The sequence below is a fragment of the Moraxella tetraodonis genome (assembly GCF_022359095.1).
Taxonomy (GTDB): domain Bacteria; phylum Pseudomonadota; class Gammaproteobacteria; order Pseudomonadales; family Moraxellaceae; genus Faucicola; species Faucicola tetraodonis.
Window position 1 is genome coordinate 1,448,646 of sequence record NZ_JACSYB010000001.1, and the last position, 21,832, is coordinate 1,470,477.

A 21,832-nucleotide genomic window follows, 5' to 3' on the forward strand; every position below is an offset into this window, starting at 1 on the left:
TTACTCTAAACAATTTTGCAAGAATTTTTCGAACTTACAATTTATTAAAATATTTTCCCAACTATACATATCCATTGCTGGTGAGTTATAAACATTAGGTAAAATTGTACTCCGACCCTCTTGTAGCCAAATTGGCTCAATTCCTATTTCTTTACAAAATCCCTCAATCCAATAATAGTGATTTGATATTAATCCCAATCCAGATGCTAAATACTCTAAAGTTTTAGTACTTGTTTGAATATTAAAGGGATAAATATCAGGTGTGAAATTTAACCCATATCTAGCATTTCTATATATTGCTGGTAAATCACTACGTTCTACCCGACCTAAAATAGTAATATTTTTATGCTTTAATAAAGAGCGTTCTATCTCACTTACATTCCCTACAACAACAACCTTATAATTTCCCGCAAGTCTTCTCAATACTTCTATAAGACCATTACGTCCAGCAATAGAGCCACAGTAAACAATATCATACAAAGGATTCTCACTTGGGCTTTGGAACAAAGCTTCTTCCACTCCCATATCTCTATAAATATAAGGGATATTATCACTAAAACTTAAATCACGATGTACAAATTCGTTTAAAAAAATACGCCCATTAGGTCGTTTATTCACTATTTTTTTTGTAAAATTTTTAAAGTGAGCATAAGGAGGTGTAGATAAACTTTGATATTCATGAATTTCTATAGCTCGACCCTCCTTTTTTTTCCAAAAAGGTCGACCACCCATAAAGTAAATATTGACGTCATTATTAGGATCAAGTTCATAATCTAATTGGACTTGATGTCCTAACTCTTTTAGATATTTTACGTATGCATAAGCTTCAGGAGTATATGCAAACTTTGATAAAGGTATACCTATATCCATATTAAACCCCTAACTTAAAGAATGGCTAACCATTTTTTAACGATCTCATTAACTTTAAAGTTACTAACATTCTCTTTAGCATTTATGCACATCCTCAAATAAGAATCCTTATCCAAATTCATCATATTAGTAATTGCATCACTTAGCTTTTCAATATTTTCAGGCTCAACTAAATATCCAGAAATCCCATTGCTAATCAACTCTGCAGGTCCTGTATCACAATCAAAAGACACTATTGGTAAACCAAAACTTTGAGCCTCTAATAATACCATCGGCAAGCCCTCAAATCTTGAACTCATACAATAAAATGAAGCACTTTTAAAGTATTTAGCAATATTATCTGTTGATGAGTTTATTTCTACAGTATCATTTATCTTCAAAAACTCACTAAGATCAATAATTTTTTGTTTATCTTCCCCCTCACCAACAATAACTAATTTCCATCCTTCTTTATTAGTTACTCCACTCCAGGCCTGCAATAACAAATCATATCCTTTTTGATACCTATATCGTCCGACTGCTAATATAACCTTAAAATCTAAATCAGGAATATGTTCAATACCCTCAAATGTACTAGGGTTTACAATTGTTATAATTTTAGATCTTATATTAGATAAGTTATTCTTCCACAATTCTTGATCCCTATGAGTCAAAGTAACAATATAGTCACAATATTTAGCTGCCCATTTGCGTCCGATATCACGATACTTTACTCCGAGATTAACATTAAAATTAAAATGCTCCCAACATATATGTTTTATATTCAGACCAAATAAAGCTGGTACAGTAAAAATGCACGAAATACTATCTACGACTACCAAAGTATCTATATGATGCTGTGTAACAAACTTTCGAATACGCCATATAGCACCAAAAAAGTTCTTCTTAAATGAAATTTTTTTGGTATAAAGTGAATATGTTTTAATACTCGGCACTAGCTCAAAAAAAGGCTGCTTTCCATCCACAAGACTTAAAATAGATACTTGAAAGTCTTTTTGGGCTAATGCATTGGCGATTAGTGTTGTTACTCTTTCGGTGCCACCAGGGTGGCTTAAATCACCAACAAGGAAACAAATTTTTTTCATTTTTTAATACCAAATTTTCTTGAATATAAAGTTGCACTGATAAAATATATTCCAAATAGAAAAAAAAATTTATTCCCGCGATTTACTATATATTTTTTATCAAATGATGATGTATATAATTGCTCTTTTAAAACTTTCCATCTCTTATTGGCTACAAAAAAGCCCTCCGTTTCATAGCTATTAGCTATATAGTATTGCGCTAAAGATATAAAACTTGCGCTCAATTCGGGCCTATAGTTAAAAAAGCCTATTAGCTTCTCAGCAGCTCCACCTATATCATTTATATTTTTTATAGATTTAGTTGCAGTAATTCCATTCGGATTAATTCTATAACCTATATATTCATTATTACAAAAATAAATATTTTTTGCCTTTAAATAAACATAAGGCGTAGTATAAGCATCCTCATAGTTCTTTCCTTCAGGAAATTTAATATCATCAAATAAATTTTTATTATAAACTCTTAACCATGAGTACCATGCAGATCTATTACACAGTTTTTTCCATATCTTTTGATCTAAATCATAAAAGCCATCATCAAATAATTTCGGGAAATAATATGATGTATTGCCATTATCATCAAAGCGAATAGCTCTAAACTCAATAATATCCGGATTATGTTTCTTTATTATAGCCAAAATATCATTAAAAAAATCACCTTGAAGTACATCATCAGAGTCAAGAAACGCTAAATATCGACCTTTAGCATTGTCTATTCCTGTATTACGAGCGCCGCTAAGACCCCTATTTTCTTGACTAAAAAGATGAAAATTACTCTTTATATTATCATTTAAATTTAAGATATAATTTTCTATCAAATTAATAGAATTATCTGGACTACCATCATTAATAATAATTACCTCAGTAGAACCATCACTAGGAATAATCTTTACAATTGAATTTAGGCATTCAATAATATAATTTTCCACATTATAAACAGGAACAATTAAACTTAAATTAACCATATAATTACTTCCTAAAAATACTTAGAAAAATAAGAAAAAAAACACCAAATTTATAAAATAAAAAATTGCCTCTATTTAACAGTAATTTTTTGTTCACATATTTATGATAATCAAAAAACTCATAATATGCTTTTATCATTGCAAAAATACCTTTTTTATCTTTTAAGTATGCTAAATAAGTTTGTAATGAAATTACATAAGGTATAGAATAGAAATTATTGTTTCTTATTTCATTATAAAAATAATTTATTATAAATTTATAGCTATCAATATTTTTCTGAACATTCTTCGAAGAAGCTGAAAGGAGGCTGCCATTCATATTATATCTATAGTTATAAATTTTTTTATCAGAAAAATAAATGTTATCTAATCTAAGTACCAATGAAGATAAAAACACTGCATCCTCAAAATAAATTCCTGAAATAAACCTATTATTTCTAATAATGGACCTCTTTACAATATATGACCATATATACCAATAATGTCTATTAAAAATTTCAATTTTCAGTTCATCAGTTAAGTCATATAGTCCAACTTTATCTAGTAGTTTCATTTCAGAGATTACAGCTTGGTCATTGATTAATTTTTTAAAACTCGCGGCTCTGATAGATATTATGTCTGGCTCATAACCATTTATTATCCTAAATAATTCTTTTATATAATTTCCATCCAAAATATCATCTGAGTCAATAAATCCCACATATTCTCCACATGCAATATTCAGTGCTTTATTTCTTGCAGCGCTTTGACCTTGATTTTTTTGACTAAAAACTTTAAATTGTTTAGCTTTATTTTTTGGTAAATTAAAAATTAATTCATCCAGTATTTTTTTTGAGTTATCTGTTGAACCATCATCAATGATTATAACTTCAACTTCATCAGTAATTTGATATTGTATACTATTAATGCACTCAGATATATAACTCTCAACGTTATACATCGGTATTATTAGACTTAACTTTACGCTCATTTATATTTTTCTCTAAGTATGATTTTTCATTTTTAACTTGCTTTTAAAAAATTTGATGATAAAAATTTTATGTTTTTTTTCTATACCAAAAAGATAGATAAAAGTTATTGCAAAAATACCTTCAATTAATCCCACTAAAATAAACATTAAAAAGTTATCAACAATTATATTTTTTGAACCTTGATATAAGACAAGAAAAATTAGTGACGCTACCATAAGTACATTTAATAAAACGTTAAAAATAAATTTTCTTACATTGAAATTAAAAACTTGAATTTTGGCAATGTAGAGATTAAGCAGCCCGGCAAACAAACTACAAAATATAAAACAAACATATACTACTTTATAATCAAACTTATTTTTTAATAAAAAATAAGTAATTGGTAAAGTTAAAATTATCAAACTACCCGTTATTAAACTAATTCTTCTTACATTTCCTGTAGCATGTATGAGGGTTATAATTGGATTGAAAATTATTGCCAGCAACGTGTTAAGTAAAGTCAAAATTGAAATCATACTTGCATATTGTGGTGGATTACCTAACCAAAATCTTAAAATATAATTTATATTCATAATGATAGGTACACATATCAATAACATCAGATAAAAAGAATATTTTGATGAATAAATTGTAATTTCATTCATTCTGTTAGTGTCATTCTCAGCATAACTTCTCATAATTTGAGGGTTAACTGCCATTAAAAAATTGTTAGAAAAACTACTGACTGCTGCTAAAATCTGATTACCAATTTGAATACTAGCTACCATTATTAGACCAAAAAAGTTGTTCATGATGAGTGTAGTACCATGAGCTCTTAAAATTACAGCAAAATTACCATATAAATCCCAGCCTACAAAACTAAAAATTTGCTTTAAAAATCCTTTATCAATGCCCGTCTTCAATCTCACTTCTTGATATAAATGTTTAGTGACTAATACATATATAGACCTAGTTAACAAGGTCGATAACAATAACCCAAACGCATAATAAACCAATTTCTCTGACGCAAAAAACACCAATGAATAGGCGACTGCTAATTTTGCAAATGTCTCGAAAACACTAATAAACGCATACGCTTTAAAATTTTCTTTAGCAATCAATAACGCTTCAAACGGTATTGTAAGTATTAAAATTAATAATGAAAGAATAGATAAATGCAAAACATTATTGGCTAATGCTAACTTACCATCTGGAATATGAATGTAGTATTTAAGTCCAATCACACCCACTATTTCTAACGCCAAACAAATAAAAACCGCGATACAGACATGCAAAAACAATGACGTCGTAAAAAGCCTTTGAATATGTTTAATGTCACCTTTTACCATCTCAATATTAAAAAAACGGTTAGTTGCACCTGATAACGCATTTTGCAAAAAAGCAATTAACGCAATAATACCTGCCACTGTGCCATACAGTCCATAATCTTCTACGCCTAAGTTTTTCAATACAATACGAGTAGTAAACAGACTTACAACTAACGTAATAAGTAAACGTAAATATAAAGCTATCGTATTAGTAAAAATCAATTTATTAGACATATGCATTCAATCTTATTTATTATGAATAATAATTTATTTAGTCAATCCAATTTTTTCGATTGATAACCTTCTACGTATTTTAAAAACTGTGCTCTTAACCAACTTGTATCTTTACCATTAACATTTTGTATAGAGATTTTCTCTATCACATTGTTGATTTCGTCATAACTATAAAAACGTTCTTTGGCTTTCATAATTAAAGGATGCTGCGTCTTCTCTATATTATCCCCATCAATAATCAGCTCTTCATACAGTTTTTCACCGGGGCGTAAACCCGCAATGACAATTTCAATATCACCATTAGGGTTATGTTGGTCTTTAACTTTAAGTCCACTCAACGTAATCATACGTTTTGCCAAGTCCATAATCTTGACTGGCTCACCCATATCCAGCACAAACACCTCGCCGCCATGTGCCATTGCCCCTGCTTGGATAACCAGCTGGGCAGCCTCAGGAATCGTCATAAAATACCTTGTCACGTCTGGATGCGTCAGGGTGATAGGCCCGCCTGCGGCAATTTGTTTATTAAACAGCGGTACGACAGAACCTGATGAACCTAATACATTACCAAATCTTACCATACTGATAGTGGTTGTTGATTGGTCTGCAGCCATCGCTTGACATGCCAATTCTGCCATGCGTTTGGTCGCGCCCATGACATTGGTTGGACGGACGGCTTTATCCGTTGAAATTGCAACAAAGGTTTCGACACCCGCGCTGACTGCGCCTTGTAGCGTATTAAACGTACCAACAAAATTATTGATTACACCCTCGTATTCGTTACTTTCGACGATAGGGACATGTTTATAAGCGGCTGCATGGTAGATGGTTTGAACCTTGTACTGGTTGCATAGCAGTTCAATAAGTTTTTGATTAGTAACACTACCTAGATGCACATACAGCGGCGTCACAGTTGGTAGTTGTCTTTCCTGCTGAATATGTTTGGCAAGTTTTTGTAGTTCACCATGTATAGCGTAAAGCGCATACTCCGACAGTTCAAATAATACCAGGGCTCTTGGTTGCTGCTTTAAAATTTGGCGACATAATTCACTGCCAATTGAACCGCCCGCTCCTGTCACCATCACAACTTTATCTTTGATATTCTTGGCAAGCAGCGATGTATCCGGTTTAACCGTATTGCGTTGTAGCACATCTAGCACATCAACCGGTTTAATATCTGATAATTTAATTCGACCACTGGTGATTTCTTCCAAACTTGGAATTTCACTAATTTTAACTGGTACGTTTTCTAGCTGCTTGACAATACGCTCTTGGATATGACGCTGATGGCTAGGTAACACAAAAAACACATGATTAACCTCTAAGTCTGTAATTAAAGACTCCAGGTTATCTTTTGGATACACCTTAACCCCTAATACCCTAGCCCCAATAAAGTTATCATTGACATCGATAATCCCAACTATTTTAAATTGGTGCGTTTGATGCAGCACATGCATCAAATCTTTAGTGACGTGACCCACCCCGTAAATCAATACATTTTCTTTTTTTTGTGTATAAAATTCAGGGTGCAATATTCTTGAAATAATAAATTGCAAAACAATTCGGCTATTCCATATCCACAAATAAAGCAAAAAAACATGGATAGCGGTCGCCGCTCGCGGAATCTCAGGGGTTACTCCTAAAAAAATCAGTATTTGACTAATTAACAAATAACCCAGCAAAACTACCAGCGCCCAGCGCATACGCTCATCTTGAAAAACTCGGATAACATGCGAGTAAAACTTGGTAGCCGCTAAAAAGATAACAGGTAAAGCGGCAAGTAGGATAATTGACAACAAATTGGTATGAAAGTCAAATTTTGCATAGCGTAAGGCAATCGCTAAAACCAACGTAATGATAGATGCAATATAATCTATCACCAGCAGACTCACTACTTTTAGCCAGCGAGGCTGTTCAATCGCATTCGATAATACGCTAACCGCTAAAGGTACTTTAATAGTTTTAGTAGCTTTAGTAACATTCGCAGCATTGGTTGTATTACTCATATAAAACCTAGTAGAAAATATGGCTATGATTGATTTTTATATCATTAGTTCTTTGATTTGTATTCATAACCATACTGATCATTATACTTACCAATTATCGATTGTTTCGCATCGTTGAAAATAATCCCTTCTACTTTGATGTTCGCACGCCGTAATCTTTCAATTGAATAATTGACTTGTCTTACAGTTGACACATCGTAACGCGCCACAAATAAGACTGAATCAACCAATTGCCCTATCGATAATGCATCTGAAGTACCCAACACTGGTGAGGTATCGATAATGACGTAATCATAGAACTGACGATAAAAATTGAGTAATGCTTTCATTTTTCTACCTAAAAACAATTCTGAAGCGTGGCTATGCCCTTTGCCTCTAGGTACAAAATGCAGATTTTCATATAGCGTGGTTTGAATCATATAGCTGCTATTAGCCGCATCAATCGTATCATCAACCAAATAATCGATCAATCCATTGATATTTGACAAATTAAATCGATCTTGCAGATGACCTAACCTAGCATCCGCATCAATTAACAGTACCCGTTTGCCTGTCATTGCCATCGCCACGGCAAGGTTGGCTGAAATAAATGACTTCCCAATACCAGGTCCTGCACTGGTCACTAACAACGTATTGCCATCAGTTTTTGTTGCATTAAACAATAAATGAGTGCGAATGGACTTAAAGCCTTCACTAACAATACCTTCAGGTTCAATTTTTTCAACCAAAGGAATTTTAGTTGATTTACTTTTCAACAACCGCGTTAATCGAGGCGAATGAGGAATGACACCAATAACCGGAACATCAGTATTGTTCTCTAATTCTTCCAAATTTTTCACGCCGGCGAATAGCAATGACTTTAAGAAGGCCAGTCCGATGCCTAGCATTAACCCTAAAAGGGTGGCGATTAAAACAATTTGCGCTTTTTTTGGTGCAATAGGTTCATAGGTGTTAATGGGTAAATCTATAATGCGTACATTACCCAATTGTCCAGATTTGACAATTTGTAATTGCTCGTAGTTTTTGAGCATATTTAAATAAATTTCATTGCTAATCTTAACATCACTCGATAACTCTAAAAACTGACGTTGCACCTCTGGAATACGCGTGATATTTTGTTCAAGAGCGTCTTCTTTGTCTTTTAGCTCTTGTATTTGCATATTTAATTGCTTTAATACTGGGTATTCATCCGTATAACGCTCGGATAATTCTGCTCGTTTTAGCTCAAGCTCACGTAGATTAGTTTCAATTGTCGCTCTTTGTGTGACCGCCAATTCCGCTTCTTTATCTATATCAACTGTCGCATTTTGCTCACGGAAATTATTAAATTTTGCTTCTGCTTCGGCAAGTTTTGATTTGAGTTTAGGCAGTTGCTCTTGCATAAATGCAAGTGTTTTAGTCGTTTCCGCGCTACTTTTATCAAGATTTTGCGTTTCATACATTTTAACGATGCGCGTTAAGGTATTAGTGATTTCATCTTGATTAGCGCCTGTAAGTGAAGCGTCTAGAATGCCTGTTTGTTTACCTTTTTCAGCCACCGCAAGATTTGCTCTAAGGTTATCTATCGCCCTAGCGGGTGTAAGTTTACTCAAGTTATAAGAATAACCCGGGGCTAATGAGGTGACTTGAATATCAATATTACCTGCGCTCGTTTTGAAACGCGATGCCGTTGCAACTTTACCGGTAAATTCAGTGCCATCATGCGAAATCAGTTTAAAATTTTGGCTGTCAATTGCTGTCAACACGAAATTCTTGTTTTGATAAGCTAATGGTACATTAAATTCAGCTATCCACAATCCAATCTTTAAATTACCCACCCCATTGTCTGTATGACTAACTAAAGAGTTTTTCTTGATCAGTAATTTGTCTAAAAAACTGTCTTTAAGTTGATTGACAGTTAAATCCAAATGCAATTGATTGATAACAGGCCAAAGAATCATGCGAGAATTAATGATTTCTGCTTCTGTTTGCGCAGAACCATCTTGAGCGTTTAGAAGTCCGGCAACATCCTCACCTAACGCAGAAACGCCTGAGGATTTTTTGTCAACTTGGATCAATGAGTTGGTTTTATAAATTGGCGTTGCCGATTGGGCATAATAGAGACCGCCTAATAAACCAAGTAACAGCATTGATACAATTAATTTCCAGTGATTTAACAAAACTGCGATTAACGCTCTTAAATCAATTTCATCATCATTTACTTTCTGATCCATGCTTACTCACTTGATGCTAAACTACGATAAAATACATTTTAATTGTTACAGAATAAATAAATCTTTCTTATAATTTCGAAAAACTGGCTAGCGTCAGAATTTACGCTAATTTATCCTTCCAACTTTCTACGGCTTTATTGAGCAATTCGCGGCTTTCATAAAATTTCTCAATGGGTAGTTTATAAGGATCGGCTACATTCTCATTTATCCAATGACCAATGCGATATACTTTGCCACGTTGGCTTGAGTAATTTTGTTTCATCCAATTCTCTTGATCTTTGGACATACACAGTACTAAATCAAATGCTTGCATCAATTCTTGGGTAAGCTGCTGGGCCCGATGACTACGAATATCAATATTCCATTCATCCATAACTTGAATGGCTTTCTCATCGGCCCCTTCGCCCACTAATGCACTTAATCCCGCTGATTTTACAGTCAAATTAGGATGCTGCTGCTGTAATAGCGCTTCACCGATAGGACTACGGCAGATATTACCGACGCATACCACTAAAATTTTTTTAAATGACATCGTTAATTTCCATGCGGTTAAAAGCTTCTAGCAATATTTGTAATTGAAGAGAATGGTAAGATTTGACTGATTACACGATTCCAACGCGTCAGACCTGTTGGATCTACATATACGACATCTCCCGGCTGCATTTTAAATCGATTTGCAACCGAAAAATTTGTAATGGAGGTTAAATCAATATGATAGATATTTGACTCGTTTTGGTAGCTATTTTCTCTTAGTACGTATACCTTTTTGGCATTTGCAGAGGTGGGCACCATACCATTGGCCTCCCCAATCGCACCAATCAAACTTAATCCATTCTCAGGAATTTGGATAGTACTGGGTTTGGTAAACTCACCCATTACCGTGACTTTATGATTGGTAATATCACCGACCTTGATGGTATCGCCATTTCTCAAATATAGCGAATTTGGCGAGTACCCGGCATTTTGTAGTGATTTAAAACCAAAGTTATAGCTTCTACCGTCGCGTATCAGCTGAATGTTATTTGTATCTGAGGTATTAATGGTACCGCCTGCCATACTGATTGCCGTATACAGATTGACTGGCTGATCCGCAATGTCATATTGCCCAGGCGATTTTACTTGCCCATCAACATAAAATTTATTACCACGGTAGGAAAGTACACGAACTTGTGGATCTGGATGTTTAAGATAACGTGATAAACGAATAGTTAATTGACTAGTGAGTTCAGCTACTGTAAGCCCCTCTGCTTTTATTCGTCCTATCATTGGAAATTGAATATAACCGCTTTGATCAACTAAAAAGCCACTGCCGTAAATGCTATTACCTGCTGCTGAACTAGTACCGACAACTTCAGGATATCCCGGAAGATTAATTCCTAATACATCTCCCCTAGCAATACGATTATATACACCCCCGCCTCTTGTCAATGGAGGAAAAGAGACCGTTCTTTTAGCAAAAATATCAGGAGCGGGTATATTGTTTACACTTAACTCAGCCACATTAAATCGTATACCATTATCTGCAACAAATGAAACAGGTTGATCTGGCGTCATGACTTCTGGCAGTTTACCCGAATACATTCCACTAGTAATAGCGGTTTTAGAACTACAGGCGCTAATAGATATAACTAATAATAAAGGCGATAGTTTTATGAGCTTTGCTAACATGTGACAATCTCGTAGAATAAAAAGCAAAATCTAACAGTATTAACCAATATGGTGCGTAATTGTAATAAAAGTTTAATGCTACACGCTTGTAAATTTTGTAAATTTAAGTAAGCGAAATGGTCATCATGACATATCACTTTATCATGTTAACTATTGAAAAAAGCGTTAACTCTTATTTTAAATAATATTTAATCCATTATAGCATTATAGATTTGCTTGATAAACAATTAAAAATAATACCTTAATCATTCATACGTTAAATTTTTATCCAGCAATTTTAGTTCAAAAAAAAAGCCCCTGTAATTAGGAGCTTTAATTTGGTACCAGTGGTCGGACTCGAACCGACACGCTTTTAAAGGCAACGGATTTTGAATCCGTCGTGTCTACCAATTTCACCACACTGGCATAGATGGCTATAGCTTTTTAGTTTATCTCTAATTGGCTATGTGGGGTGGTATTTTAGCAACTTTATTTTTTTTTGCAACAACTTTTTCAATTATTTCTCCCTCAAAACAAAAAATACGTAAAAAATAATTTTTCAATAAAATCGATACGTTTTTTACACACTCACTTACTACTTTGTATAGTATTCTTGCCCGCCACTTAATCATAATATCGCTAAAACTAGGGTAAAATTTGTTAATTTATGACTTTCAATCAACCTGCCTCGAACTTTTTCAATAGGATGCTATTTATTGTCACAGCATTAATGGCGGGTTGTAATTCTCCTAATAACAATCAAAATTCAACGGCGGCCAATAACCAATCTAGCAAAGAACCTGCCAAAACAATTTCAACCAATGCGCCTGTTGCCTCTTCACCCAAAGCGACTGAAACTCTACGTATTGCCGCTTTTTCCAATCTTCGCATGGTATTGCCGATTTTGGTATCAGATTTTAACCATAATTATCCGAATATAAAGATTCAAATTACTTTTGCGCCTAATACTGCGCTGTATGATACGGTAAATGCCAATCCCCAAAGCTTTGATATTTATTTATCGGGTAACCAGACTTACCCAAAGCAAATGCTTGCCAGTGTTAAGGGTGTTAAATCTTCGCCTTTTACTTATACCCGTGGTCAGTTAGTGCTTTATAGTCATAAATACCCTATGGACATTAGCCCTACTACCACGCTCGATCAGTTGATGCTCGACAATAAACCCTTTAGTTTAGCGATAGCCAATCCAGAGAATTTAGCTTATGGGGTGGCAGCAGAAGCCTGGTTGGTCAATCAAAACCTTTATAATAATATCAAGCCCAAGATTATTTATACCAATACCCTAGATGAAACTTTTGCGTTAACGGATAGTGGGAAAGCAGATTTTGGATTTGTAAGCCTCTCGCAAGTATTGAATAAACCCAATAACATTGCCCTGCAAAATGTGAATACGCTAAGCAATAACTATTTGATACTGCCTAAAAATAGTTATCCGCCAATTCTGCAAGATGGCATTATTTTGAATCAACCTGACACCAGTCAAATTTTTGTGGATTATCTAAAGTCGGTAAAAGCACAAGATGTTTTAACCGATGCGGGGTTTTTACCGATTTGTACCTCGACAACTATCTTACCTGCTTGCAAATAGGGGGTTGGGTGTTAATTATCCGCTACTTGCAAGTCGCGAATTAATTTGCAATCGCTGATTTTAATTGATTAGCCAGCGCTGCTAGACGCTCATGATCGCCTTGACGATTTTCATGCAATCCAAGATGATAAATACTGCTTGGAATCAAATGAACGTGGTAATGAAATACCGATTGTCCTGCCTCAGCATTATTTAACTGCATCTGCACAATACCTTGGCGATTAAATACTTTGCGCTGCGCTGCCATGACTTTTTGCGCGGCGCTAAAAACTGCCGCAATGTAATCTGCTGGCATATCCGACAATTCAACGGCTTCACATTTTGGAATCACTAAAACATGCCCTTCTGCCATCGGCATGATATCCATAAAGGCAAGCGTTTTATCATCTTCATAAACTTTATGGCTAGGAATCTCACCACGAAGAATTTTGGCAAAAATATTTTGAGTGTCATACGGCATTGATTACATTCCTTCTCTTATTTAAAACAGACTAAAAAACGAGACTAACAAACAGGCCTCAGCAATTAGGTGGGCTAAGCAAAAAAATCTAATATGGTTTCATTCAAGATAAATTGTCGATCATCACCCAACATAGTGACATCATAATTATGTACAAAGCTGACTGCTAATGCGCGGCTGGGATCACACCAGGCCATTGACCCGTTGTAACCCATATGTCCAAATGCATCAGACACATCATGAAACAGACTAAACACGCGATGATAACCGAGTCGCCATGCCATGACCGCTGGCATGATTTTGTCAAATTGCTCATTGTGAATGGTTGAAAGCGCCTTAAAAACAGCAGAATTTATTAGCGTTTTACCTTGCCAAACGCCGCGATTTGCAAGCATAGCGTAGACTGTTGCCAACGCTATCGCGCTGGCTACTCCATTTGCGGCAGGAATTTTCGCCTGCAGGGTGACAGGGTGATAATAATTAAATTGTCTGCTACCGATGGGTACCAGCGCAGATTTATAGTCTTCGATATTGATATTAGCAGGTTGAAAATAGAGCGCGTTAATTGCTTGCGTCGTCAAAGGAGAGCCTGATTGAGACAATTTCAACCAAGCGGGGTAAAAAGGCAATGATTGATAAAATCGTAGCGTTAAGTCAGTATCTTGAGTGAGTAAAGGCTTGGCCTGAGTCTCTTTGGCACGTATTTGACCGGCAACCTGCTCGACTTTGTCTTTGGGTACCCCAAAGTAGGCTTGACCGACCAAATTAAGCGGTTCCAATAAATAATACTCTAGGGCTTGCTGCAGCGGTAATCGCGTTACTTTTTCAATCAGCCCACCCAATAGCCAACCGGATACCAAGGCGCTATAAGCCGCACTGGAATCCGCATTGGAAGCCGTGCTAGATTCGGTTGATTGATCAACAGGCTGCTTCTTATTAGCTGAACTATTACCTGAACTATGCGTATTAGTTGGACTATTCAACGCCATTTGCTCAACATTGCTAAGCATCAGTTGCCAATCTAGCATGTCTTTGGCGTGTTCGGTAATACTGACAATATTAAATAATCCCGATTCGTGCGTTAGTATATCGCGTAAAGTGACGCTATCTTTGCCATTTTGGGCAAATGCTGGCCAATAGCTAGCTAGAGTTTTGTCATACGCTAAAAAGTTTTGACTCACTAAAATATGAATCAACGTAACCAGTATTCCCTTGCCTGTCGAAAAATTCAGCGATAGAGTGGATGGCTGCCAAGGGGTAACTTGCTGGTTAGTTTTATCAATATTTGCTACGCCATGAGCCAGTTGAGTGACCGCTTTACCTTGATGAAAAATGACAAGACTGCAGCCACCTACCTTTTGATTAAGATCAAATTTTGATAACAGTTGTGCTAGGTTTTGATTGAGCGCTTGATAATCCATTAAATCCTTCATTGCTTCAATAGCATCCTAAAAAACCATTTGCTAAAAATCATTGTGCTAAAAAACACCCTGCTAAAAAAATAGCCGCTTAACATTGAACCCTTATTGAAATTTTTCTGTCGCTTTTTTATCGCTATTATTTAGCCTGCGCTTGGGTGATTTTCCCTATCAAATTGGCTTTTGGTGTAGCGGGATCATACACACCAAAATCCACTTGCTCGTCACGATTATCAAATTTTGCGATAAACTCTACCTCAGAGGGCAAAAAAATCGGCAATTTAAACGTTACATCACAGGTAAAGCTCTCTGGTAAATCGCCCAACGCACCCAAACATTTTGCTTTTGTCCACATACCATGGGCAATGGCCTTTGGAAAACCAAATGCCTTGGCAGATAAAGGATGCAAATGAATCAGATTAAAATCCCCAGAGATAAATGCATAGCGACGCCCAATATCTTCGGGAATTTCCCAAAACTCATGCATATCATTGTCATCAAGTGTGGGCTTGGGTTCTACTTGCGTCGTCGATGCTTTGTGAGTCGTTTTTTTGCTTTTTTGGCGTGATAAATACGTCGAAGTCCCTTCCCAAACCAGCTCATCTTTTTCAAAAACTTTAGTCACAAAATCGAATTGCTTACCACGATCATGGTCGCGCAGGTTAGCAAAGCTCACCGCCATTTTAAAAATTGCGCTATCTTTAATGCGCCGATATTGGGTAACACTGTTTTGCACATGAATCAAGCCGAGCATGGCAAAGGGAAATGGCTCTTTGACCATCATGTTCATCTGTAACGACTGCGACAGCACCGCAAAATACGTCGGCGGCACGTAGCTATTGTTTTCAAAACCACAAATTCTGCGGTAATCGGCTAAGTTATCATGGTCGATTTCAAGCGTATTGACACTATAAGTAGCATTAGGCAGCACCGCATTGGCTGATTTGTCTTGGTCGCCAATGGGTAAAAAACTTTTGATAATATTGGCATAGGTGGTGTGCGGCTTTGGCAAACGACTAAAATTTTGGTCTGACATACAGACTGTCCTTACTTTTTTACTTTTTAAGCTCGAGCCAAAAAATGGCTATTTGATTAGATAGTGTTCGGGTATATTCCATTACTTTTCATTACCGTCAGATCTAAAAATCTGAGCGCTTAGTTTATTATAATCGAATGTCACAATCTAATTGTTGATTTTTTGCATAAAGCTTAGTTTAAGTTTGACTTAGAAAAAATGATGAAAAAAAATCAGTAGCGATGTTTTCGATACTGATTTTTTTTACAACGTCGAAATTAAGCACCTAACACACTTTGACCACAGACGCGGACAATGTTGCCGTTGACGCCGCCCGATGCGGGGCAAGCCAGCCAAGCAATGGTCTCAGCCACATCAATCGGCAAACCGCCTTGGCTCATTGAGTTCATCCTGCGACCTGCTTCTCGAATCGCAAAAGGTATGGCAGCCGTCATTTGGGTTTCGATAAATCCTGGCGCTACCGCGTTGATGGTAATACCGTTCTTCAACGTAGGCGCAGTCGCTTGTACCGCACCAATCACGCCAGCTTTGCTCATGGCATAATTTGTCTGTCCCAAATTGCCCGCAATACCGCTAATGGATGATACACATACAATTCTCGCGTTTTCATTGAAACTGTCATGACTGAGTAAATAATCATCAATTTTTTCTTCCGCATTGAGATTGACGTTCATGACGGCATCCCACATGTTATCATCCATTTTTGCCAATGTCTTGTCACGGGTTATGCCTGCATTGTGCACAATACCATCTAAGCCGCCACGTTTGGCTGCCGCTGCGGCTATTTTTTCACCGGCATCATCGGCGGTGATATCTAATGTTAAAGTAGAGCCGCCTATCTCGCCTGCTACTTTTTGCAAGTCAGATTGCTGTGCAGCCACATCGACACAGATGACATGTGCGCCATCACGCGATAATACCTTTGCGATGGCTTCGCCAATACCTCGGCTCGCACCAGTCACCACCAGTGTTTTATCTTTTAAAGGTTTTTGCCAATCAACCGTGACTGGGTTGCCTTCACCCACTCTCACCACTTGTCCTGACACATAAGCAGAACGCGGTGAGGCAAAAAAACGTAAAGTAGATTCAAGGTTTTGCGCCGCATTTGGGTCTACATAGATAAGCTGGCTTGTGATACCGCGCTTAAACTCTTTACCGACGGATTTGACAAATCCTTCTAAAGCACGCTGGGCTGCTGCCTGTGCGATACTGGTACATTTTTCAGGTGGCAAACCAATAACGATAATCCGACCTGAGCGGTCAATCGAACGCGCAATCGGATGGAAAAAGTTATAAACTTGTTTCAGCTCATGGGTTGTGTTGATACCTGAAGCATCGAAAATAGCCACTTTATAATATTGATTCGCGCCGAACTGCTCGGCGTCAATCGTCGCATTTTGTAAAGCATCACGCGCTGACTCATTGGCGTCTAGATAGACATCTGCTTGCACATTGGCTAATACTTTGGCGATGTCATTTGCCAAGACAGCGTTTTCACTGGCCCCAAAAATGACACTACCGGTAATAGGTGCTTGCTCGTCTTTATAACGTTCAAGACTAATTGGCATTGGTAGACCCAAGTTTTGGGCAATCTTACGTCCCAATGGATTTTGAACGAATTCGGAATAATGGTCTGACATAAGGACTCCTTTGAATAGTTAGTTTTGCTTAGGCTATTAGATAAGGCTCAATTAAAAAGTGAGTTAGACAGTCAATTAAAGACAGTTACTGTGTAAATTTTATACCAATCAAGTAACGTTGAACAGTCATATCAAATAAAATTTTATTGGTTTTATTGATTTATATAAATTATCGTTATATGTATATCTTTAGACGATATTTTTGTCTAAGTTTTATGGTAACATCACTATAACTTAAAAAGTTTAGTTATTTTTAAAAGATTTCGTTATTTTTAAAAAGTTATTTGGTTTAAGTTTATCCAATTTTTTTAATTGATTGCTCAAAAGGACTTTTCTATGGACAATTTTCAACAGCCCACTCACCAGCCTGCTGGCAAAAAGGTCGCTATTTTAGGTGGCAACCGTATTCCGTTCGCCCGCTCAAATGGCCAATACGCCAATGTCAGCAACTCTGAAATGTTGACGGCTGCGCTTAATGGCTTGGTGGAACGCTATAACTTACAAGATAAACGCTTGGGTGAAGTGGTGGCAGGCGCGGTCATTAAATTAAGCCGTGATATCAATCTCACCCGTGAATGTGTGTTAAGTACGGCATTAAGTCCACAAACGCCTGCTTATGATGTGTCACAAGCGTGTGGTACGGGACTACAAGCCGCTTTCGCGGTGAGCAATAAAATCGCCTTGGGGCTGATTGATTCAGGGATTGCAGGTGGTGTTGACACCACTTCTGATGCCCCTTTAGGTATTGGTGATGGGCTGCGTAAAGCGCTGTTAAAACTTAATAATGCCAAAACCAATAAAGATCGCTTGCAAGCATTATTAAGCATTAATCCAAAAGACTTGATTGATGCACCGCAAAATGGTGAACCTCGTACCAAATTATCAATGGGTGAGCACCAAGCCATCACTGCCCTTGAATGGGCGATCACCCGTGAAGCACAAGATGAGTTTACCTTTAATAGCCATAAAAACTTGGCACGTGCGTACGATGAGGGTTTTTTTGATGATTTAATCACGCCATTTAAGGGTTTAACACGCGACAATAATCTACGTCCTGATATTTCGTTAGAAAAATTGGCGTCATTAAAACCCGTATTTGGTAAGAAAAATGCCAACCCAACCATGACGGCGGGCAACTCAACGCCGCTGACCGATGGCGCGTCTTGTGTGTTATTAGGGACGGATGAGTGGGCTGCAGCGAATGGATTAAAACCGCTTGCTTATCTCACCTACCAAGAAACCGCTGCGGTTGATTTTACAGGTAAAAAAGGCGTTAAAGAAGGCTTATTGATGGCACCTGCCTATGCTGTCCCACGTATGTTGGAACGTGCAGGATTGACGCTGCAAGACTTTGATTATTATGAAATTCATGAAGCATTTGCCTCACAGGTATTGTCTACACTTGCTGCATGGGAAGACGAAAGTTTTTGTAAAGAACGCTTAGGTCTTGATAAACCACTTGGCGCGATTGACCGCAGTAAACTCAACGTAAATGGCTCATCACTTGCTGCAGGGCATCCGTTTGCCGCAACCGGTGGTCGCATTCTTGCCAGCACCGCTAAATTACTGGATCAAAAAGGGTCAGGTCGTGCGCTGATTTCTATCTGTGCGGCGGGCGGACAAGGTGTGGTTGCCATTTTAGAAAAATAATCAAGTAGCTAATACTTAAGTACTTAGTATTCAAATAACTGATAAATAAGTACTTAAAAAAATAGTGTAAAAAAGGCGAGATAATGCACTCGCCTTTTTTATCGGCTAACTAAATTTAATCGGTTTTTCACCGTCCTCGTCCTCCGGTTTATTTGGGTAGTGATGATCATGACCGATATCACAGTCTTCTGCCGCTTTTTTTGGACGATGAATATAGCCAGTGCGCTCTTCGACGCCCAAAAATTCATGCTCCCACACCATCACCGCTTGCATACAAGTTTGACGCTGTTCTTCCGTCAACTTTCGACCATCTTCCCATTTGCCAAGCGAAATCGCTTGACGAAATTTTTCAACAATTTCAGGCGTTAACGCTGATAAAATCGCTTGTTTATCCATGACTGAATTGTCCTTATACCCTTGAATAAATCAAAATAGTTTAAAAAAATTTTGCTAAATAATTAAAAAATTATAGCAAATTAAGCGGATAAAATCTATTTGGCAAGTCGTCTTATAGCCGGCTAGCTGCCTACAATGATATGATTACAAATTGGGCAATATTAATTTGCACACAGATATTATATGCTTTGCTTATCAAAAGTTGTGAAAATTTACCTTATAAAAATTTACCTTATAAAAAAAGAGTACCCCTATGAACTCTCTCAAATACAGCTATCATCAACACGCTGTAACCCGTGTTTTTAATCAAAAGAAAACAGCTTTTAATCAAAAGCAGTTAGCTAAAGCAGTCTTTGTATTGAGCCTAATATCCGCTCAACATTATGCGTTCGCAGCGCCTGTGTCACATGTATCACCTGCGCCCGCTCAGCAATTTTCGTCAGATACAGCCCCATCTACGCCGACGCCTATTACCGCTACCCAAACGCTGCAAACGGCATTAACATCCGCCCATGAGCAAAACTTAGCTTCGCAAAAAGCGTGGCTGCGGTTGTTGTATTATCCTGAAACAGTCACCACAAAACAGCCCTTTGAAAGTCGGATCAACAATCGTTTTAACTCACAAGCGAGCCAACGACAATTTTTTGCCAGCGCGCAAGGTGCCAAAAATCCACAAGCAGAACTTGATGAAATCCTCACACAGTTATTTCACCCTACCCAAAAAAATAATGCCTCTGTCCAATGTCGCTTTCCCGCTCGTACACAGTGGCTCATTGAAAACTTAGCCATCGATACCTCAAGCCTACCCCATCAACATTGTGATACGCTCGATTCATGGCTACAAAAAATCAATCCCCAATCCGTCTCATTAATTTTTGCCAGTGAGTATTTAGATAGCCCACCGTCTGCGTTTGCCCATAGTTTTTTGCGGTTTGATAATGCCGACCTTAGCAATCAATACTATTTGAACTTCACCCCGAAAGTCACTGACGGTGAGCATTTTTTAAAATTTGCTTACAAATCCAGTATCGGTGGCAATGCGGGCGAATTTACCATGACCAATTATCAGCAAGGTATTAAAGAATATTTGCAAGATAATGGGCGCAATGTATGGCAATATCAGCTCAATCTTACCGATAAACAGGTTAAACAACTTGCCTATCGAACTTGGGAAATCAAAGACCAAAACTTGCCCTATTATCTGTTATCCGATAATTGCGCCTCTGAAATTTTGGTGTTACTAAATTCTATTTTTCCCGATAAAAATTTTTTAGTGACTGACTCCCCAATGGTTTCCCCCGCCCAAGTGGTACGCATGTTAAACCAAGAAAATTTGATTCGCTCTACCAATTTTAGTCCTTCAGCACCGACTATTGTGCAGGCTCAATTAAATGCCCGCAGCGCGGCAAATCATCCCAAGGCTTTTAACAATCCCCATCAAGATATAGCGTTAAGTTCTCAGATATTGCCTAGCCGCGATAATTCTGTATTGGCTAATCCTTTAAGTCGATTTGATATCGGAGTTAGTCAGCAGTCGTTTGATAGGGTCAGTGGACGACCTAAATTAGACAGCAACCAGGCTGTCACTTTAAATTATCGCATGGTGTATCGTGATGCGTTAGATAAAATTGATGGCTATCCCATAGGCTCACAATTGACTGCATTGAGTATGGGTCTTAGCATCCATGACAACGCCGACCATCAAGATACCGTACAACTTGAGCAGCTAGGATTATTTGATGTGCGTTCATTGCATCCGATTAATAGCGCGAAAAAAGGTATTTCATGGGGTGGCAATATTGGCTTACAGCGAGTCTTTGATGGCATCAAGGGTATCAGCAGTAGCAACAAAGATGACCGCAGCGCTACAGACAATCATTTGGTCGCAAATATCAGCGGTGAATTTGGTAAAAGCGTGGCACTAGGTAGCGCTGCCCCAGACACAGGCGATATGCCCGCCAATATTTGCTATGGCTTGGGCACTATTGCAGCGCAGTTTGGTAAGGGCTTATATCATGGTTATCGCGCTGGGCTTGGCGTCAATATTGGATGCAATGCAGAATTGCGTCCAAATTGGCGCGCGATATCGGAATTAACACTGCCGTTTTGGATAAGTGGCGATAGCGATAACGAAAGCTACTGGCAGCCCAAACTCAGTATTGGTAGTCAATATGATATCAATCAAACCAATGCGATTCGGGTTATCGCTAGCCGTGAATGGTTGCCGAAGTCTGACATTATCGATAACGTTGATGAAGTTGCGTTAAAATGGCTACACTATTTTGAATAATCTATTTTGAATAATCTACGCCTAGCCAATTTTGT

The 21,832-nt window shown here is 37.3% G+C and carries 17 protein-coding genes and 1 tRNA gene; 3 read left to right on the forward strand and 15 right to left on the reverse strand.

Going from position 1 to position 21,832, the window contains the following annotated elements; all coding sequences use genetic code 11:
• The 10 genes from H9W84_RS06425 to H9W84_RS06470 all read right to left on the reverse strand — a co-directional run bounded on the left by H9W84_RS06425 (window position 1) and on the right by H9W84_RS06470 (window position 11,724).
• A complete protein-coding gene (locus tag H9W84_RS06425; RefSeq protein WP_239742491.1) occupies window positions 1-870 on the reverse strand; it encodes a glycosyltransferase family protein in 870 nt (289 codons plus the stop codon).
• Between the two features lie 14 nt (window positions 871-884).
• Window positions 885-1,955, reverse strand: a complete 1,071-nt coding sequence (locus H9W84_RS06430; RefSeq protein WP_239742493.1) for a glycosyltransferase family 4 protein — start codon at window positions 1,953-1,955, stop codon at window positions 885-887.
• Entirely contained in the window at window positions 1,952-2,920 is a 969-nt protein-coding gene (locus H9W84_RS06435; protein ID WP_239742496.1) for a glycosyltransferase family 2 protein, read from the reverse strand. Before H9W84_RS06435 ends, H9W84_RS06430 begins: the two co-directional genes overlap by 4 nt.
• Before the next feature lie 4 nt (window positions 2,921-2,924).
• Window positions 2,925-3,890 (reverse strand): glycosyltransferase family 2 protein, encoded by a 966-nt coding sequence (locus tag H9W84_RS06440; protein ID WP_239742499.1) that lies wholly within the window; start codon window positions 3,888-3,890, stop codon window positions 2,925-2,927.
• Between the two features lie 12 nt (window positions 3,891-3,902).
• Window positions 3,903-5,432 (reverse strand): lipopolysaccharide biosynthesis protein, encoded by a 1,530-nt coding sequence (locus H9W84_RS06445; RefSeq protein ID WP_239742500.1) that lies wholly within the window; start codon window positions 5,430-5,432, stop codon window positions 3,903-3,905.
• Between the two features lie 41 nt (window positions 5,433-5,473).
• A complete protein-coding gene (locus H9W84_RS06450; protein ID WP_239742502.1) occupies window positions 5,474-7,438 on the reverse strand; it encodes a polysaccharide biosynthesis protein in 1,965 nt (654 codons plus the stop codon).
• A 44-nt stretch (window positions 7,439-7,482) separates the two neighbouring features.
• Window positions 7,483-9,651, reverse strand: a complete 2,169-nt coding sequence (locus H9W84_RS06455) for a polysaccharide biosynthesis tyrosine autokinase (RefSeq protein ID WP_239742503.1) — start codon at window positions 9,649-9,651, stop codon at window positions 7,483-7,485.
• 100 nt (window positions 9,652-9,751) lie between these two features.
• Window positions 9,752-10,183, reverse strand: coding sequence for a low molecular weight protein-tyrosine-phosphatase (locus H9W84_RS06460; RefSeq protein ID WP_239742506.1), 432 nt, complete (start codon window positions 10,181-10,183; stop codon window positions 9,752-9,754).
• A 17-nt stretch (window positions 10,184-10,200) separates the two neighbouring features.
• On the reverse strand, window positions 10,201-11,319 hold the full coding sequence (locus H9W84_RS06465; protein ID WP_239742508.1) for a polysaccharide biosynthesis/export family protein: 1,119 nt from the start codon (window positions 11,317-11,319) through the stop codon (window positions 10,201-10,203).
• 318 nt (window positions 11,320-11,637) lie between these two features.
• Window positions 11,638-11,724: transfer RNA gene (locus H9W84_RS06470), tRNA-Leu, on the reverse strand.
• 241 nt (window positions 11,725-11,965) lie between these two features.
• Between H9W84_RS06470 and modA the strand changes: the two genes are divergently transcribed.
• A complete protein-coding gene (gene modA / locus H9W84_RS06475; protein ID WP_239742511.1) occupies window positions 11,966-12,907 on the forward strand; it encodes a molybdate ABC transporter substrate-binding protein in 942 nt (313 codons plus the stop codon).
• Between the two features lie 40 nt (window positions 12,908-12,947).
• On the opposite strand, the gene H9W84_RS06480 is transcribed toward modA, so the two are convergent.
• The 4 genes from H9W84_RS06480 to H9W84_RS06495 all read right to left on the reverse strand — a co-directional run bounded on the left by H9W84_RS06480 (window position 12,948) and on the right by H9W84_RS06495 (window position 17,461).
• Complete coding sequence (locus H9W84_RS06480; protein WP_239742513.1) at window positions 12,948-13,367, reverse strand: HIT family protein; 420 nt, start codon at window positions 13,365-13,367, stop codon at window positions 12,948-12,950.
• A 74-nt stretch (window positions 13,368-13,441) separates the two neighbouring features.
• Complete coding sequence (locus H9W84_RS06485; protein ID WP_239742515.1) at window positions 13,442-14,800, reverse strand: serine hydrolase domain-containing protein; 1,359 nt, start codon at window positions 14,798-14,800, stop codon at window positions 13,442-13,444.
• A gap of 124 nt (window positions 14,801-14,924) precedes the next feature.
• Entirely contained in the window at window positions 14,925-15,821 is an 897-nt protein-coding gene (locus H9W84_RS06490; RefSeq protein ID WP_239742517.1) for a MaoC family dehydratase, read from the reverse strand.
• Window positions 15,822-16,078: 257 nt separating this feature from the next.
• Window positions 16,079-17,461: a 3-oxoacyl-ACP reductase gene (locus H9W84_RS06495; RefSeq protein ID WP_239742519.1), complete on the reverse strand. Its 1,383-nt coding sequence runs from the start codon at window positions 17,459-17,461 to the stop codon at window positions 16,079-16,081.
• Between the two features lie 336 nt (window positions 17,462-17,797).
• Here H9W84_RS06495 and H9W84_RS06500 point away from each other — a divergent pair, with 336 nt between their 5' ends.
• Window positions 17,798-19,111, forward strand: coding sequence for an acetyl-CoA C-acetyltransferase (locus H9W84_RS06500; RefSeq protein ID WP_239742521.1), 1,314 nt, complete (start codon window positions 17,798-17,800; stop codon window positions 19,109-19,111).
• 105 nt (window positions 19,112-19,216) lie between these two features.
• Here the strand turns inward: H9W84_RS06500 and H9W84_RS06505 are convergent, their stop codons facing one another.
• On the reverse strand, window positions 19,217-19,507 hold the full coding sequence (locus tag H9W84_RS06505; RefSeq protein ID WP_007116986.1) for a YeaC family protein: 291 nt from the start codon (window positions 19,505-19,507) through the stop codon (window positions 19,217-19,219).
• Between the two features lie 253 nt (window positions 19,508-19,760).
• Here H9W84_RS06505 and H9W84_RS06510 point away from each other — a divergent pair, with 253 nt between their 5' ends.
• Window positions 19,761-21,797 carry an Lnb N-terminal periplasmic domain-containing protein gene (locus tag H9W84_RS06510; protein ID WP_239742523.1) on the forward strand — a complete coding sequence of 679 codons (2,037 nt, stop codon included), beginning with the start codon at window positions 19,761-19,763 and terminating at the stop codon, window positions 21,795-21,797.
• The last annotated feature ends 35 nt before the right edge of the window (window positions 21,798-21,832 follow it).